The sequence below is a fragment of the Bacteroides sp. HF-4919 genome (genome assembly GCF_018860125.1).
Genome location: NZ_JAHKNF010000002.1, coordinates 340,891 through 358,099, shown reverse-complemented (window position 1 = coordinate 358,099; position 17,209 = coordinate 340,891). Strand labels below are relative to the sequence as shown.

Genomic DNA, 17,209 nt, shown 5'->3' with positions numbered 1-17,209 from the left:
TTATGAATAAAATTGTATCGTTTTTTATTTTAATTCTTGTTTGTTCTTGTTCAGATAAGAAAGAGCATATAGCAAATATTCTGTCAATGAATTCTATAGATATTAAAACTAATAGGATTAATAAAGACGAAGTAATTGCTAGAGGTGCATTTCCTTTTGAAATGATTGATTCATTATTCTTTCTTTTCAATGGAGATCCTTCGTCTGGAGCATTGGTTTTATGTGAATCGAATGCTTCCGAACTGGGACACTTCTTGCAAAAAGGAAATGGTTTTGGAGAATGTATCACTCCTGGATATATAGGACATTGCAATGATACTATTTATGTTTCTGAACGCTCTAGGACAAGGCGAATGACTTATTTACTATCAAATCATAATGATAGTTTGCAATATAAGTGTCTTGAAGATGTTAGTCCTAAAATGAATTCAGAATTTTATTATCAGATTTGTCGTCTACAAAGTGGTTTATTTGTAGGTGCCCGTTTATTTGGAAAAGAACATTTGTTTACATTGTTAGACGAAAGTTTGGATACACTTATCACTTTTGCACGGGTGCCGATAGACATTGAGGAAAATGCAAATAATAAGCTCGCTCCTTTTATTGGTCATTTATGTATAGATGATAATACGGTTTATTATGCTTCTAATGACTTTTCTTATATGGCTGCTTATGATATTTTATCTGAAAAAGAGATAAAACCAGTATTTGAGAGGATGTATATATCTCCAATAATCCAAAAATCAGCAAATGGGATTTCATTAGATAAATACAAACATCTTTTGGGCTTTGGTGATATCAGGGTTTATCAGAATTATATTTTTGCGACGTATATAGGGAAACCTGATATAACAATGGATCAAGAGAATGATACTTCAGCCTTAGTCCCCACCCATTTGCTGGTTTTTAATAAAGATGGAGTTCCTATTGTAAAATTTAAGTTTCCGTTTAAAATAAGATCATTTGTGTTTACCAAATCCAAGATGTATCTATTAGATGTGGATTGTAATATAGAATCTGTCGATTTGGCAGAGTTGTGGAAGCATTTGCCTGATTGAAGTGGGATAGTGACTTTATAGAATAAATGTGAATAATATGAGATTTAATTTAGTCGTTTTATTTGTAATTTTACTTTCTTTCTCTTCTTGTGGCAGGGAAGAAAAAACTGTGTATGATTTTCCTTTAGAACAATCGCTTAAGAGTGATAAAGAAGTTAGTTTAAACAAGGAACTATTAGCTCCCTATCTGATGTGTTCTTATGATTCCACTCTGTGTCTAATAGATTGGACTGCCAATCCGATGGTGCATGTTTATAATATGAATACAGGGAAAGAGATGGTTGCTTTTGGAAATAAAGGCATGGGGCCGGATGATTTTCTATCTATATCCCAAATGTATGTAGATATGGGCAAGCGTTCTTTGGTACTGTATGATCAGTCTTTGCAAACTATAAGTTCTTTTCGAATTGATAGTTTAGCTCAAGGCAGTCTTTCAAAGATAGATTGTGTTTCAGCTCCTAAGTTAGGAATGAATAGGGTATATGCATATTCGGATTCCATATTTTACGGGAGTGGGACTTTTGAAAGTGGCCTGATAGCGAAATGCAATCAGAAAGAGATTTTAAATCAATATCTCCCTTTTCCACAAACAGAGCAAGCGGTAAACGGGATGTAAACTATTTGTTGTTCCAGGGAGATCTTATTATGAAGCCGGATAAAAAACGTTTTGCTTACTTGGCGTATGAGTGCGATTTATTATCTATTCAGAAAGTGGTAAATGACACGTGCCTGGAAAGTGTAGTACATTTGAATGCGTATGCGGCAGTATTTGAGAATCAATCTATTAACGAAGTGTCTTCTGTTGATGTCTCTGCCGATTCTCCGAAAGGATTTCTTCGTGGGGTAGCAACTGAAAACTATGTTTATGCACTTTACAGTGGGCAAATTGGGAAAAATAAGCCGATAGCAAATGAAGTTTATGTATTTGATTGGGAAGGACGTGCTGTGAAGAAAGTGATATTAGATGGATGGGGTATATGTATCTCGGTGGATAGCAATGATGAACGACTCTGCCTGATGACAAAGGAAGCGGATGGTGGAGAAGAGCGCTATCATTATTATTGTTATCAGTTAAACTGACTTTTTTGTTAGGATGTTACGAGTTTGCTTGATATGTATATTTTTTGTTTTTCAAATCTTTCTTTATGCAGGGGTGGAACAGACAAGCGGGAGGAGGCTTTGTTATTTTCGGGCAATAACCGTGATGAATTTGAAACGGTACTGAATACAATCTATTTTGGAGGAATATTGGAATTAGTTGACTCGTGCAAGAGTTCTTGTTTGCGTGTGAAATGAACAGAATGCTTACAAACTGTTTTGTATATCTCTAAATTTGTTATTTAATTTTTTTCTGTCTTTTAGCTTCTTGTTAGGAAATAATATTATTTTTGTCAGTAAAATAAATCGAAATGACAAAAAATGAATTGCTTTCGTGTGTTATTGGAGTGATAATCCTATCACTATTGGTTGGAGCCTATTTCTATCAACGAAATAAGATGGGCATACATAAACAGGCGGAGAATCTATTCGTACAGATGCTTCAAGAAGAGATGGAAAGAAAAGAAAGAGATTTAAATCTATTTCACTTGTTTGCTGAGAGTTCATCCGATACTCTACCTTTGAAAATTTGCATTACAATAGCAGAAGGGAAAAAAGCGTACGAGGTTGATTCTTTGAAAAGTAAAAAGAACATTTCTCGGAATCTGAGAAACCGGTCAATACACTCTATCCTATGTGAGAAATCCCATTTATTGCCGGATTCTTTAAATGAACATTGGCGGAGTATGCTTAAGAAAGATCACATTGATACAGAGTCTGCGGTGCGTGTGCAGATGGAAAATCTTCAGGGAAGGATTGTTAGTTCATCCAGTCACGATGGTGTGTGGGATACTTCTTTGGAGGTTGTGACTTCATATATAGGTAATCGTTGTGAGATAGAGGTCATCGGTCTTTTAGCTTTTAGTTGGAAAACAATATTATGGTATCATTGGCAACCTTTTGGATGGATTGTAATTTGTTTGTTATTGACGCTTTTATTTATCTGCTTTTATTATAAAATGGTAAATCGGTCTCCGGAATTAAAAGAGGTTCCTTATGAGGTTGTCGTTGAAAAGGAAGTCGTTGTTGAGAAAGAGGTGATTCGTGAAATAATAGTTGAAAAAGAAACATCTCCGGAAGAAAAGGTACCTCTAATAAAGCAGATTTGTAAAGTAGAAGGACAACTATATAGTTTACGTCATGGAGTTGTTTTTGATGCCCAGAATAGAGTTCTTAATTGTAATGGCAAGAAAATGTCTTTATCCCCCCAACAATGTCAGATTCTAAAGCTTTTTTTAGATGCTCCCGACTATACTGTGACTGATGAGGATATCATTAAGTTTATTTGGAAGGGTCAATCGAACGTTCAGATAAATATGTTTTGTTCTGCCGGAAACAAATTAGGGAAGAGATTAGAGCAAGCTGGTTGTGGTGTTTGTTTCAGGCGTTTTGGAAGCGATCGTTATCGTATGTTGTTCATAGACGACCTTGTTGACAATGATTTGACATAAATGGCAATAAATGGCAATAAAATTGATAGCGGTTTATCCAAAATCTCTTTTTACCTTTGTCACCAGTTATTAACACTTATACTTTGAAGTCATGAAAAACTATATGAAATTGATCTTTGGGCTTGGTTTAATAGCCTTGATCGGGTATTGGCCTGCCGCTAAAACTCCTAAGAGAGTAAATTCCTTATTCTTGCAAAATGTAGAGGCGCTTGCCGGTGGTGAACACGTTACCAATTTAGGTTGCTTAGGTGACGGATCTGTAGATTGTCCTATTAACCATATCAAAGTAGAATATGTGGTTCAAGGATTTAGTCTTGGGGAGTGAGGACTCTTTTATATAAATCTTATCACATTATAATCATTCATTGCATTATTAACTTGGGTTAGAAAGGGAGTGGAACGATCTACGTCCTGGGAAAAGTCTTAGAATTGTCCACTCCCGGATAACCTTTAAAAAAGGAGGTTGCCCGGTACGAAGATAGCAAAAAATTAATTGGAATGAGTAAATGTAGCATTTACTTTTTCTACGGAGGAGGTGGCTCCCCGAAAGAGAGACACGACAAACAACAGAATAATTAACATCATAAAAAAGTAGATTATGAGTAAAAAGGTTTTTGCGGCCCTGATAGTCGCTGTAGTCGCAACTTTTGCAGGCTACAATATATATCAGTCACAGAGAGCAGAAATGACAATGTCGAATATAGTGCTAGCTAATGCTGAAGCATTAGCCGGTACTGAAACAACATATACATGTTGTCTTGCTTTGTGGGGAACTTGTCATGATGAGGTAAAAGCTCCTGAAGTAACGTGTACCATTACATCGAATTAATAAGTGAGAAAGTGGGGTATCCCTAAGGTCAATCGTGCTTCCGATTTTTCTGAAAGAGAGAGGGGCTAATATTAACTTTTCGGATACCTCTTGTTTTTAATTTCTAATAATTTGAATTTTATGAAATATGTGAGTGTATTATTGCTGTTGTTACTAATTTCTTGTAAGCAAGAGAAAAGTCAATTATTTTTAGATTTGTTTGCTGAAAATCAAGAGGTACAATTGTTTGAAATAAAAGGATATCCAATGGATTCGCTACAAGCTCCAGACATGATTCTAGGAGTTGGAGATTATATAATTTTATCTGAACCCAAATTGAATTCTCTATTATCGTGTTATAATTATAAAACAGCCTATTTTAAACGTTTCTTATCTAAAGGACAAGGTGCAAATGAAGTTATTAATGTGCAAACAATGGGATATTGTAATAATGAGAAAGGGTTTTATGTTCATGATGTTATGGGGCAATCTGTTTCAACATTTCTTTTGAAGGATACTTTTTCTATTCTAACGAAAGATGCCATTTTGCCTGAAGAAAGAATTTGTTCGATCTCCTATGATGATAGTTTGGCTTTTTTTACTAAAGCAGGTACGGTTAAGCACTTTGCTGTAAGAACTAACTTGAATAAGTTCATAGACTTTGGTAATGACATTTACCTTGAGAATAAAACTCCTGAAGCTGTTACCCAAATTTTGCAAGGACCTTCTGTCGTTTCTCCTGCTAAAAAGAGGATGGCGTGGTTTTCAGTATATGGAGATGTCTTTGAAGTCTATGACTTTACGGATTTTGAAAATATCAGATTGATCAGGTCTGTTGTTGGTACACTTCCTGTCTTTTCTACTGTAGGAGGAATGAATAGTGCTGCTTTAGAAAAAGAAACAAAACTGGGAGTTTCTTCCGTAGCGACTAATGATCAATTTCTTTTTGCCCTTTATAACGAAAACACTTTAGAAGATGCGATAAAATTAAAAGATGAAGTGTTTTATTCTAATAAAATTTTAATTTTCGATTGGGAAGGAATGCCATATAAGGTTTTAAATTTGGATAAAAAAATAAGAAGTTTGTCCTATTGGAGAAATAAGAATATGATTATATGCCTTGGTTTGGATACCTATTTAAATCCTGCTTTATATTATATTGATTTAGGCCAAATAAATATTTAAGAGTAATGGGATATAGAGCCGCAGTCATGCTTTGGGGCATTTGTTTGTTTATGGGATGTTCTGATTTTCGGGCTGAAAAAATTGTAAATGATTGGGTTGGTCGAGAAATTGTATTCCCTGATAATGAAGCTTTCTCTCATTTGGGAATGGGTTTAAATGATAGTGTAAATTATACGATATTAACGTATGTAGATTCTGCTGGATGCTTAAATTGTAAAATGAAATTGTCTGAATGGAAGTTATTTATGGCTTTAATAGATTCTTTAGGAGATTTTTCTGTTAGGTTTCTCTTTTATGCATATCCTTCTGATGTGGAAGAATTGCGTTCAATTTTGCAGAGGAATAAGTTTAATCAGTTTGTCTATATTGATGAGAACGACTCTCTTAATAAATTGAATCATTTTCCACATGAAATAATGCTTCAAACATTTTTGTTGAATGAGAACAATAAAGTGTTGGCGATGGGGAATCCAGTTTATAGTTCTAAAATTTCAGAATTATATGTTAACATTATTTCAGGGAAAAATGTAGAATGGGGAAAATTGCAAAAAAAAATGACGGAAGTCTCTGTTTCTAACTCCTTTATCGACATTGGAGAGTTTTCTTGGGAGAAGGCTCAGCATTGTATTTTTACTTTATATAATACCGGTGAGAATATGCTTGTTATTGATGATGTGGTTACCTCTTGTGGGTGTACTTCCGTGGAGTATTCAAAAGAACCGGTTTCACCAGGGAAGTCTTTGGATATCATTGTAACTTATAAAGCGGATCATCCGGAGCACTTTAATAAAACTATTACGGTATACTGTAACTCTTCCGCGTCTCCATTGCGATTAAAGATAATGGGGAATGCTAAATAGTTTGAAATGAAGAGTTAATTGAATATATTTGTTGAACTTTAAATTTGATTATTATGAGGAAAAAACTTGTTTTAAGTGTGATGGGTGTTCTATTGATTTTAGGTACTGTTACAAATGTAATGTTTACAAGAGCGGAGAAGTCTTCTGATAGAAGACTGGTTGGCTTCTATTGAAGCTTTAGAAGCTTTGGCTGAAGATGAAATAGGGGGCAGTCCGGGTGGATGTGGAACTGCGGTTTATTTTTATGATTGTTATGGAGCACAAATTGCAGAAAATGATTTTACGAGATCAATACCTTGTCAATAAAAAGATTGCTTGGTACCGTATAGTATCGGTTTTATTGTTTCTTAGTGCTTTTTCTTCTTGTTCTTTGTGGGGAAACAGAATGCTCCTTCAAAGAACGAAATATATATAGCTGATCTGGATAGTGCCATTCAGAAAGATTGGTATTTGTATTCTGATGTGTTTAAATCTGTAAGAGTGATTCCTTTGGCAATGGATAAATCTGTGTTGATGGGAGACGTTAATAAAATGCAGGTTTATAAAGGTCATTATATTGTACTTGATGAAGAGATAGCACGCGGAGTATATCTTTTCGATTCTAAAGGGCGGTTTATCCGTAAGATAGGTGATGTGGGCAGTGGACCGGGAGAATATTCTAAGCCGGCAGATTTTACGATTGATACAAAAAAAGGGGAAATATATATATTCGATTATAATCAAAAAAAGATATTTAAGTATGATATTGCTTCGGGAAAGTATTTAGGAGTTTGCAATGTTGAACATCGATTGAATCGGATGTTTTTCTCAAAGGGGTACTTGTACGCAAATATTGATTATCAATTAGAAGATGAACCTGGACAAGAGCATTACCTATTACAAAGAATCGACTTTGATAATGAAGGTAATGTAGAAATGTTTTTTAAAGTAGCTGATTACAAAAAGGGTTGGGACGGGATAGCTCTTCAAGGGAATATGTTTTTTAATTTAGGAACTGAGTCTGCTCTTTTTGTTCAGGACTTTATGGATACAATTATCTATGTGAATGGGGATCAGGTTATTCCTTATATGGTAGTGAAGAGTCAGGATTGGGTGTGTAAAACAGATTTAGAAATACTTGGGACTACTGATAATCCTTCGCCAAAGGATTGGCTATGATGAAGCTGATTCAGCATTTAGGGGCACAAAGAAGGGCCTATAATCTATCTGATGTGTTTGTGAACGACTCTGTTATTGGGTTTTCGTATATGCAAAGAATGATGGGGACGGATGCGTTGTATGATAAGAGTACGGGTGAAACTATGGTGTTCGATCGCTCTAAAGATGATGTGTTGTTCGGAGAGCAACCATCACACAGGCAGATACCTACTTTTTTGTGTGCGAGTGATAAAGGTGTTTTCTATTCTCTTAGACCCAGTCATTTGCCTGAGATGAAGTATTTTATCTCTCAAGGCCTTGTGAAGGATGAAGTGATTGGGAAAAATGATTTGGATTCTTTGGATGGTGATGCAAATCCGGTGTTATTGTATTATGAATATAAAGATTAAGATAGTATTAATAGGACTGGCTGTCAGTAACTTTTTTCTTATATGGATTGTTGTAGCGATACTTTAAAAAAAGGTACAATTAGTATATTGTTTTCTTTTTATCCTCTTAAGGATCACCTTGAGTTGACACAATGCTATTTAGAGTTTATTGCTAAAAAGATAGAATGAAAAGGAGTGGAATATTTATAGCGATCGGTTTGTTTTGCCTTGTTTCCTCATGTGGGGATCGGGACAGGCAAGTGGAGGAAGCCTTATCCCTTTCGGGCAATAACCGTAATGAACTTGAAGCGGTGCTGAAGCATTATGAAGGAGATGCCCGGAAGCTGGAGGCGGCACGCTTCTTGATTGGCAATATGCCCGGAAGTTATGGAGCTAATCCGATAGTAGAGCAGGATTGTTCTGCTTTTTACGAGGCTTATGATTCATTGGGACAAAAGTATGGCTATCGGGTAGGAACGGAATGGGGGAAACAGGTAGATAGTCTTTGGAAAGATTTTAGTAATCGACATCGGGTGAGGCAGGAACTTAACTATGATATTACCCGCATGAAGGCGGAAGATTTAATCCGGGAAATTGATCTGGCATTTCGGGCATGGGTGGAGAATGTGCATTCAAGAAACTGTTCGTTTGAAGACTTTTGTGAGTATATACTGCCTTATAGGCGACAGAATGGCTTATCGATTGACAATGCACGCCGGGAGTTCAACAAACGGCATCAGGGAAAGTATTTTGTGGAAGAGGGAAAGGATTGGCAACAAGAGATCGATTCGTTGTTATACGAATATAAGTATCTGACTCATTCCGGTTTTTGGGGGACGAAGATTCCGATATGGAATGCGGCGACTTTTGAGAAGATGCGTCATGGGTTATGTGCACAGCGCTGTTGGTATAACTCTTTGTTATTATCATCGTTGGGGATTCCGGTTGCCATTGACTTTGTTCCGGCATGGGGAAACCGAAATAATTCGCATACCTGGAATGTGGTGCTAATAGACGGGGAATCGCATGCTTTTGAGGCGTTTTGGGATAATGATCGCTGGAAATATAAGCGGATTTATAATAACCGGGATGATGATGAGCTTTGGGGAAGATTTCGCCTTCCGAAGGTATACAGATATACCTACTCAAATCATATTGAAGGACCGTTGGCAGATGTAGAGGTGGATAAAGCTGATATTCCGGAGCTATTTCGTAGTGTGAAAAAGGTGGATGTTTCTTCGGAGTATTTTGAAACGGCCGACGTAACGGTGGAGTTGACAGGTGAGGCGCCTCAAGGGGTGAAATATGTGTATTTGGCTGTGTTCGGATATCAGGACTGGCACCCTGTGCAGTGGGCAAAGATAGAAAACGGGAGGGCTGTCTTTCGAGAAATGGGTAAGGACATGGTTTATTTACCCGTTTATTACAAGCGGGGGGGATTATTGCCCGCAGCAGAACCTTTCAGATTGCGGAATGACGGAACGATGGAGAAGCTGAGCGGAAATGAAGAAACAGAGGAGGTTGCCGTGAGGATGGTGACGGGAGCGCCGGCTTATGATCAGAATAGGGAATATCTGGGGTGTATGAAAGGAAGCCGGATAGTAGGATTACTTGATGGAAAATCAGAAGAGGAACTGTGCAGATGGACGGACTCGCTGGCTCTGGAGCCGGTTGTACGGAAGGTGTCCGCACGATTACCTTACCGCTTTGTGAGGTTATTATTACCGTCGGATAGCATTGCTTTGGGGGAGCTTTCTTTTTATACGGAAGAAGGACGGATCGGGAATGTGAGGATAATTACTCCGATGAGGGCTACCGGAAGGAATGAAGTGCCCGGCATGATAACCGATGGTTTGGGGGCGACGGGCTATCGAGGCAGGGTGGCAGAAAGGCTGGTAGATATAGATCTGGGAAAAGAGTATATGGTCAGCCATATTGGAATGACTTCTTACCTGAAAACACAATTGTTCTGTCCGGATGAATTTGAGTTAAGATATTGGAACAATGGTTGGAAGACTGTGGAGCGTAAGCAAGCCGATCATAAAGGGTATCTTGTATTTGAGAAAGTACCCCGGGGAGCATTGTTGATGTTGAAGAACTGCCGCTGGAAAGGAAAGACGGCGGAGCGTATATTTACTTATGAAAAAGGAGATGTGAAGTGGGAATGATTGCTATGAACGAACAGTTGCCTTGCCATTATTGTTAAACCTCCTTAAGGAAATGCCTATCCGTCACTTTTTATTTGTTATTTTGCACCAAATTCGGGTGGAGTGTGTCCTGACGTTTCGGGGTACGCTTAAATATGCAGATAAAACCAATGAATAAACTCACTATAAATGCCTGTCCGCTATGTGGGAGCACACATTTGAAATGTGCTATGACCTGTACTGATTTTTATGCCTCCGGTGAACAGTTTGACTTGTACACCTGCGAAGATTGCGGATTTACTTTTACACAAGGAGTCCCGGTAGAGGCGGAGATAGGCAGATATTACGAAACACCTGATTATATTTCCCATTCGGACACGAAGAAAGGTGCCATGAATGCCATTTACCATCATGTACGTCAGTATATGCTTGGTCGTAAGGCACGTTTGGTCATGAAAGAGTCGCATCGTAAAACCGGTAGAATATTGGATATTGGTACGGGAACAGGTTATTTTGCCCATACGATGCAGAATAGGGGATGGGAAGTGGAGGCCGTGGAAAAGAGTGTGCAGGCCCGTGGGTTTGCCCGCGAACATTTCGGATTGGATGTAAAGCCGGAGTCTGCATTGAAAGGGTTCGTTCCCGGTTCTTTTGATGTGATTACGCTGTGGCACGTTATGGAACATTTGGAGCATCTGGATGAAACGTGGGAGTTGTTGCGCGAATTATTGACCGAGAAAGGTGTCTTGATAGTGGCTGTGCCCAATTGTTCGTCATACGATGCAATGAAATATGGGAAATATTGGGCTGCTTATGATGTACCCCGTCATTTATGGCATTTTACGCCTGCCACGATTCAGCAGTTTGGGTCGAAACATGGATTTATCCTGGCAGCCCGTCATCCGATGCCATTCGATGCTTTTTATGTGTCGATGCTGACTGAGAAACATAAAGGGAGTGCTTACTCTTTTGCAAAAGGTATGTGGACCGGATCGGCGGCTTGGTTGAGTGCCCAGGCCAAAAAGGAACGAAGCAGTTCAATGATTTATGTATTCAGAAAGAAACGCTGATGAAGAGTAAAAGCAGAAATAACGCTGTGTCATATTTTGATATGCAGTTCATAACTTCCAGCATCAGTACCACGTTGGTATTGCTGTTACTGGGGCTTGTGGTGTTCTTTGTGTTGGCAGCCAATAACTTGTCTGTTTATGTACGCGAAAATATAAATTTCTCTGTATTGATCAGCGATGATATGAAAGAAACGGATATTCTGAAGCTTCAGAAACGGCTGAATAATGAACCTTTCGTGAAAGAGACGGAATATATTTCAAAGAAACAAGCATTGAAAGAGCAGACCGAGGCTATGGGCACCGATCCGCAAGAGTTTTTAGGGTATAATCCGTTTACGGCCTCAATAGAGATTAAATTGCATTCTGATTATGCGAACTCTGACAGTATCGCGAAGATTGAGAAATTGATTAAAAGGAATACCAACATACAAGATGTGTTATATCAGAAAGATCTGATTGACGCGGTCAATGAAAACATACGTAACATCAGCTTGGTGCTGCTGGGATTGGCCATTATGCTGACATTTATCTCTTTCGCGCTGATTAATAATACGATCCGGCTGGCTATTTATTCAAAACGCTTCCTGATTCATACCATGAAACTGGTGGGAGCAAGCTGGGGATTTATCCGTCGGCCATTTTTGAAAAGAAATATATGGAGTGGGGTTTTAGCTGCTTTTATTGCAGATACAATCCTGATGGGAGCCGCTTATTGGCTTGTGTCGTACGAGCCGGAATTAATTCGGGTGATTACACCTGAAGTCATGTTGTTGGTATCGGGTGCAGTACTGGTATTCGGAGTGGTCATCACTTTCTTGTGTGCTTATCTTTCTATTAATAAATATCTGAGAATGAAAGCAAGCACGCTGTACTACGTGTAGTTCCGGATTTATAGATGTAAATAAATTAATTGTAAATAACAATGGGTGATAAACAGAAATTTGCCTTCGATAAAACGAACTTCATTTTGCTTGCCATCGGCATGGCAGTGGTTATCTTGGGTTTTATCCTGATGACAGGACCTTCATCGTCGGAAGCGGTGTTTCAGGCGGATATTTTCAGTGTGAGAAGAATTAAAGTGGCTCCGGTGGTTTGCTTCCTGGGTTTTATCTTTATGATATATGGCGTAATGCGCAAACCTAAAACAAAAGAATAAAACAGGATGGAATGGTTTGAAGCACTGATCCTTGGATTGATTCAGGGACTGACTGAATATTTACCGGTGAGCAGTAGCGGGCATTTGGCTATTGGCTCGGCTTTGTTTGGTATAGAGGGAGAAGAGAATCTGGCATTTACCATTGTAGTACATGTTGCAACCGTGTTCAGTACATTGGTCATTCTCTGGAAAGAAATAGATTGGATATTCCGTGGCCTGTTTAAGTTTAAGATGAACAGCGAAACACGTTATGTGATCAATATTTTAATTTCGATGATTCCTATTGGTATCGTCGGTGTGTTTTTCAAGGATGAAGTTGAGGCTGTTTTCGGTTCGGGATTGCTGATTGTTGGCTGCATGCTGTTGCTTACGGCTGCTTTGCTGTCGTTCTCTTATTATGCAAAACCACGTCAGAAAGAGAACATCTCGATGAAAGACGCGTTTATCATTGGGCTGGCGCAGGCTTGTGCCGTATTGCCGGGACTGTCTCGTTCGGGCAGTACAATTGCTACAGGTTTATTATTAGGTGATAATAAAGCAAAACTGGCGCAATTCTCCTTCCTGATGGTGATACCGCCTATATTGGGAGAAGCTTTGCTGGATGCTATGAAGATGATAAAGGGTGAGGCTATTGCGGGAGATATTCCGGCTTTGTCACTGATAGTGGGTTTTATTGCCGCTTTTGTCTCAGGGTGCCTGGCTTGCAAGTGGATGATTAATATCGTCAAAAAAGGAAAACTGATTTATTTCGCTATTTATTGTGCAATAGCAGGAGTGGTCACCATCGTTGTTTCACAATTGCAATAAGTAACGGATGAATTTTAAAGAAGGAGAAGTACTTTATTTTGATAAACCGTTGGGGTGGACGTCTTTTAAGGTCGTAGGGCATGCCCGGTACCATATTTGCCGACGGATAAAAGTGAAGAAACTGAAGGTTGGACATGCAGGTACACTCGATCCGCTGGCAACAGGGGTAATGATTGTTTGTACAGGTAAAGCTACCAAGAGAATAGAGGAATTTCAGTATCATACAAAGGAATATATTGCTACCATTCAGTTGGGTGCCACTACTCCATCGTACGATCTGGAACATGAGATTGATGCTACCTATCCTACGGAGCATATTACCCGGGAGTTGGTGGAAGAGACGTTGAAAACATTTGTTGGTGAAATACAGCAAGTGCCTCCGGCATTCTCGGCTTGCAAAGTAGATGGTGCGCGTGCTTATGATTTGGCCCGTAAAGGTCAGGAAGTGGAGTTGAAGCCCAAATTGCTGGTGATTGACGAGATAGAACTGCTGGAATGTAACTTACCGGAAATTAAGATCAGGGTGGTATGCAGCAAGGGAACTTATATCCGTGCATTGGCACGCGACATCGGGGAAGCCTTGCAAAGCGGTGCACATCTGACCGGATTGATACGTACCCGTGTGGGGGAGATAAAGTTGGAGCAATGCCTGGATCCTGCAAAATTTGCAGAATGGATAGATCAGCAGGAAGTTGAGATATCTGATTGAAATAGAAAAGTAAGAAATAAAATAATTAATAAACGCACATTATTATCATGAAACTGTCGCAATTTAAATTTAAGTTACCCGAAGAAAAGATTGCTTTGCACCCTACAAAGTATAGGGATGAATCGCGCTTGATGGTACTCCACAAGCGTACGGGAGAGATTGAGCACAAGATGTTTAAGGACATCCTGAACTATTTTGATGATAAAGACGTGTTTGTATTCAACGATACCAAGGTATTCCCTGCCCGTTTGTACGGAAATAAGGAAAAAACCGGTGCACGTATCGAAGTGTTCTTACTGCGTGAGCTGAATGAAGAGCTGCGTTTGTGGGACGTATTGGTGGATCCGGCACGTAAAATCCGTATAGGCAATAAGCTTTATTTCGGTGATGACGATTCAATGGTGGCTGAGGTAATTGATAATACTACTTCACGCGGACGTACGCTCCGTTTTCTATATGACGGTCCTCATGACGAATTTAAAAAAGCATTGTATGCGTTAGGTGAAACTCCGCTGCCGCATACGATTCTTAACCGTCCGGTGGAAGAAGAAGATGCAGAGCGTTTCCAGTCTATTTTCGCTAAAAACGAGGGAGCCGTGACAGCACCTACTGCGAGTCTGCACTTCAGCCGTGAATTGATGAAGCGCATGGAGATAAAGGGCATAGACTTTGCGTATATCACATTGCACGCAGGGCTCGGTAACTTCCGTGACATCGACGTGGAGGATCTGACAAAGCATAAGATGGACTCTGAGCAGATGTTCGTAACCGGAGAAGCTGTTAAGATTGTGAACCGTGCCAAGGATCTTGGTAGGAATGTATGTGCTGTGGGAACAACTGTGATGCGCGCCATTGAAAGCACGGTGAGCACAGACGGGCATTTGAAAGAATATGAAGGATGGACGAATAAGTTTATTTTCCCGCCGTATGATTTTACAGTGGCTAATGCTATGGTGTCCAACTTCCACATGCCACTTTCTACTCTGTTGATGATTGTGGCTGCCTTTGGTGGTTACGAGCAGGTAATGGATGCATATCACATAGCATTGAAAGAAGGCTACCGTTTTGGTACTTATGGAGATGCGATGCTGATTTTGGATAAGTGATGAGAATATATCTGGGATTAGGTACTAATTTGGGTGATAAGGAGTTGAATCTTCGTGTCGCTGTACAGAAAATAGAAGAGCGGATAGGGAAAGTGATTTCCCTGTCCGCTTTTTATGCTACTGCCCCCTGGGGATTTCAATCTGATAATAACTTTCTGAATGCTGCGGCGGGAGTGGAGACATCTCTGTCTCCTTTCGATATACTTGAAAGGACCCAACAGATAGAGCAGGAAATAGGGCGTTTACATAAATCACATGATGGGGTATATAGCGACCGTCTGATTGATATTGACCTCTTGCTTTATGGTGATAAGATATTACAGGACGAAAGGCTTTCATTGCCTCATCCATTGATGGCCGAACGAAAATTTGTTTTAGAGCCGCTTGCCGAAATCGCACCGGACGTTGTCCATCCGGTACTTCATAAAACAATCAGAGAGCTATTTCTGGTTCTTTCGTAATTTACGGATCATCAAATGCCGTGGAAGGTAAGCCACACAGCCGATCAATACGGCATACAATATGCGCAAGTCGTCAAACGGTTGATGGTTCAGATAACAAATAAAGGCATAAATGCCCACTGTGACAGCAATATACACCAATAGTATAATAGCGGTTTTTAGTTTATTTTTCATAAGATAGTCTGTTAATACGAAGCAAAAGTAGCAATAAATCCAAAATATTATCTACCTTTGCCAATGAAATGAAGTGTGGAAAGATTTGAGTAGCTTGCAACCACAGAAAAAAATGCTAAAACAACATTCCCTTCTGTATGCGTTTTCTACTCTTTTTAATTTCTGTCCGCATTCATAATTTATAATTCATAATTCATAATTTTATTATGGGATATTTATTCACATCCGAATCGGTGTCTGAAGGACACCCCGATAAAGTGGCCGATCAAATATCGGACGCTGTGCTTGACAAACTGTTGGCTTACGATCCCAGTTCGAAAGTAGCTTGCGAAACCTTAGTGACTACCGGACAGGTGGTACTTGCGGGAGAAGTGAAAACAGGTGCTTATGTTGATTTACAACTGATAGCACGTGAAGTGATCCAAAAGATTGGTTACACGAAAGGCGAATACATGTTCGAAAGTAATTCGTGCGGTGTATTTTCTGCCATTCATGAACAGAGTGCCGATATCAACCGTGGTGTAGAACGTGAGGACCCTATGAATCAGGGGGCAGGCGACCAGGGAATGATGTTTGGTTATGCAACCAACGAAACTGAGAACTATATGCCGTTGTCGCTTGACCTGGCACATAGAATACTTCTTGTATTGGCCGATATCCGCCGGGAAGGTAAAGAAATGACTTATCTTCGTCCGGATGCAAAGAGCCAGGTAACTATTGAATATGACGATAACGGTACTCCCGTGCGTATTGATACAATTGTTGTTTCAACACAGCATGATGAATTTGTATTGCCGGCTGATGGTTCTGCTGCTGCCCAACTGAAGGCGGATGAAGAGATGCTGGCGGTAATCCGGAAAGATGTGATTGAGGTATTGATGCCGCGTGTCATTGCGTCTATCAATCACCCGAAGGTTCTTGCCTTGTTCAATGATAATATTGTTTATCACGTAAATCCGACCGGTAAATTCGTTATTGGCGGTCCGCACGGAGATACAGGGTTAACCGGACGTAAGATTATTGTTGATACCTATGGTGGTAAAGGGGCTCACGGTGGTGGTGCTTTTTCTGGTAAAGATCCCAGTAAAGTAGACCGCAGTGCTGCTTATGCTGCTCGTCATATTGCTAAAAACCTTGTAGCTGCCGGTGTTGCCGACGAAATGTTGGTACAGGTTTCTTACGCTATCGGGGTGGCGCGTCCGATTAATATTTATGTAAATACATACGGCCGCAGTAATGTGAAAATGAGTGATGGTGAAATCGCCGAAAAGATTGATGAGTTGTTTGACCTCCGGCCAAAGGCTATTGAAGATCGCTTGAAACTCCGTTATCCGATTTACAGTGAAACGGCCGCTTACGGACACATGGGGCGCGAACCTCAGGTAGTGACTAAGCATTTCCACTCTCGTTATGAAGGTGACCGGACTATGGAGGTAGAGTTGTTTACATGGGAAAAACTTGACTATGTGGACAAAGTAAAAGAAGCTTTCGGTTTGTAATCAGCGTAGCTTTACAGCTATTTATTATAGGGGGCCGTACTTGTTTTTATCCCATATGGGGAGAAAACAAGGCGGCCTTCTTCTTTTCTCCTTG

20 protein-coding genes are annotated in these 17,209 nt (G+C 39.6%); 19 read left to right on the top strand and 1 reads right to left on the bottom strand.

All coding sequences use genetic code 11. The features are described from left to right. Window positions 1-2 precede the first annotated feature (2 nt). The 18 genes from KO473_RS05665 (at window position 3) to folK (ending at window position 15,442) form a co-directional block, all read left to right on the top strand. The gene (locus KO473_RS05665) at window positions 3-1,058 is read left to right on the top strand and encodes a BF3164 family lipoprotein (RefSeq protein ID WP_005779745.1); all 1,056 of its coding nucleotides are present in this window, start codon (window positions 3-5) and stop codon (window positions 1,056-1,058) included. Between the two features lie 37 nt (window positions 1,059-1,095). After that, window positions 1,096-1,674 (top strand): BF3164 family lipoprotein, encoded by a 579-nt coding sequence (locus KO473_RS23370; RefSeq protein WP_005822530.1) that lies wholly within the window; start codon window positions 1,096-1,098, stop codon window positions 1,672-1,674. A gap of 29 nt (window positions 1,675-1,703) precedes the next feature. Further along, on the top strand, window positions 1,704-2,138 hold the full coding sequence (locus KO473_RS23365) for a BF3164 family lipoprotein (protein WP_022012683.1): 435 nt from the start codon (window positions 1,704-1,706) through the stop codon (window positions 2,136-2,138). A 329-nt stretch (window positions 2,139-2,467) separates the two neighbouring features. After that, window positions 2,468-3,607 carry a hypothetical protein gene (locus tag KO473_RS05655; RefSeq protein ID WP_005822534.1) on the top strand — a complete coding sequence of 380 codons (1,140 nt, stop codon included), beginning with the start codon at window positions 2,468-2,470 and terminating at the stop codon, window positions 3,605-3,607. A gap of 103 nt (window positions 3,608-3,710) precedes the next feature. Continuing rightward, window positions 3,711-3,932 (top strand): NVEALA domain-containing protein, encoded by a 222-nt coding sequence (locus tag KO473_RS05650; protein WP_005822536.1) that lies wholly within the window; start codon window positions 3,711-3,713, stop codon window positions 3,930-3,932. Between the two features lie 273 nt (window positions 3,933-4,205). Further along, a complete protein-coding gene (locus KO473_RS05645) occupies window positions 4,206-4,436 on the top strand; it encodes an NVEALA domain-containing protein (protein WP_005779735.1) in 231 nt (76 codons plus the stop codon). A gap of 120 nt (window positions 4,437-4,556) precedes the next feature. After that, entirely contained in the window at window positions 4,557-5,600 is a 1,044-nt protein-coding gene (locus KO473_RS05640; RefSeq protein WP_005779732.1) for a BF3164 family lipoprotein, read from the top strand. Between the two features lie 5 nt (window positions 5,601-5,605). Then, window positions 5,606-6,460 carry a DUF1573 domain-containing protein gene (locus KO473_RS05635; RefSeq protein WP_005779729.1) on the top strand — a complete coding sequence of 285 codons (855 nt, stop codon included), beginning with the start codon at window positions 5,606-5,608 and terminating at the stop codon, window positions 6,458-6,460. A gap of 372 nt (window positions 6,461-6,832) precedes the next feature. Next, window positions 6,833-7,618 (top strand): 6-bladed beta-propeller, encoded by a 786-nt coding sequence (locus KO473_RS23360; RefSeq protein WP_005822539.1) that lies wholly within the window; start codon window positions 6,833-6,835, stop codon window positions 7,616-7,618. Then, window positions 7,615-8,007 (top strand): hypothetical protein, encoded by a 393-nt coding sequence (locus tag KO473_RS23355; RefSeq protein WP_232303475.1) that lies wholly within the window; start codon window positions 7,615-7,617, stop codon window positions 8,005-8,007. The genes KO473_RS23360 and KO473_RS23355 overlap by 4 nt, the downstream gene beginning before the upstream one ends. 164 nt (window positions 8,008-8,171) lie before the next feature. Next, window positions 8,172-10,154 (top strand): hypothetical protein, encoded by a 1,983-nt coding sequence (locus KO473_RS05625; RefSeq protein ID WP_005822541.1) that lies wholly within the window; start codon window positions 8,172-8,174, stop codon window positions 10,152-10,154. A gap of 149 nt (window positions 10,155-10,303) precedes the next feature. Continuing rightward, complete coding sequence (locus tag KO473_RS05620) at window positions 10,304-11,203, top strand: bifunctional 2-polyprenyl-6-hydroxyphenol methylase/3-demethylubiquinol 3-O-methyltransferase UbiG (protein WP_005822543.1); 900 nt, start codon at window positions 10,304-10,306, stop codon at window positions 11,201-11,203. After that, on the top strand, window positions 11,203-12,084 hold the full coding sequence (locus tag KO473_RS05615; RefSeq protein ID WP_005812419.1) for an ABC transporter permease: 882 nt from the start codon (window positions 11,203-11,205) through the stop codon (window positions 12,082-12,084). Before KO473_RS05620 ends, KO473_RS05615 begins: the two co-directional genes overlap by 1 nt. A 41-nt stretch (window positions 12,085-12,125) precedes the next feature. Beyond that, window positions 12,126-12,359: a DUF3098 domain-containing protein gene (locus KO473_RS05610; protein ID WP_005812418.1), complete on the top strand. Its 234-nt coding sequence runs from the start codon at window positions 12,126-12,128 to the stop codon at window positions 12,357-12,359. A gap of 6 nt (window positions 12,360-12,365) precedes the next feature. Then, window positions 12,366-13,166, top strand: coding sequence for an undecaprenyl-diphosphate phosphatase (locus tag KO473_RS05605; protein WP_005812416.1), 801 nt, complete (start codon window positions 12,366-12,368; stop codon window positions 13,164-13,166). Between the two features lie 7 nt (window positions 13,167-13,173). Continuing rightward, window positions 13,174-13,875, top strand: coding sequence for a tRNA pseudouridine(55) synthase TruB (gene truB, locus KO473_RS05600; RefSeq protein WP_005822544.1), 702 nt, complete (start codon window positions 13,174-13,176; stop codon window positions 13,873-13,875). 47 nt (window positions 13,876-13,922) lie between these two features. After that, the gene (gene queA, locus KO473_RS05595; RefSeq protein ID WP_005779710.1) at window positions 13,923-14,981 is read left to right on the top strand and encodes a tRNA preQ1(34) S-adenosylmethionine ribosyltransferase-isomerase QueA; all 1,059 of its coding nucleotides are present in this window, start codon (window positions 13,923-13,925) and stop codon (window positions 14,979-14,981) included. Further along, a complete protein-coding gene (gene folK, locus KO473_RS05590; RefSeq protein WP_005822545.1) occupies window positions 14,981-15,442 on the top strand; it encodes a 2-amino-4-hydroxy-6-hydroxymethyldihydropteridine diphosphokinase in 462 nt (153 codons plus the stop codon). The genes queA and folK overlap by 1 nt, the downstream gene beginning before the upstream one ends. On the opposite strand, the gene KO473_RS05585 is transcribed toward folK, so the two are convergent. Beyond that, window positions 15,422-15,616: a hypothetical protein gene (locus KO473_RS05585; protein WP_005812400.1), complete on the bottom strand. Its 195-nt coding sequence runs from the start codon at window positions 15,614-15,616 to the stop codon at window positions 15,422-15,424. The genes folK and KO473_RS05585 overlap by 21 nt on opposite strands. Before the next feature lie 206 nt (window positions 15,617-15,822). Here KO473_RS05585 and metK point away from each other — a divergent pair, with 206 nt between their 5' ends. Continuing rightward, window positions 15,823-17,115 (top strand): methionine adenosyltransferase, encoded by a 1,293-nt coding sequence (gene metK / locus KO473_RS05580; RefSeq protein ID WP_005812398.1) that lies wholly within the window; start codon window positions 15,823-15,825, stop codon window positions 17,113-17,115. Window positions 17,116-17,209: the final 94 nt, after the last annotated feature.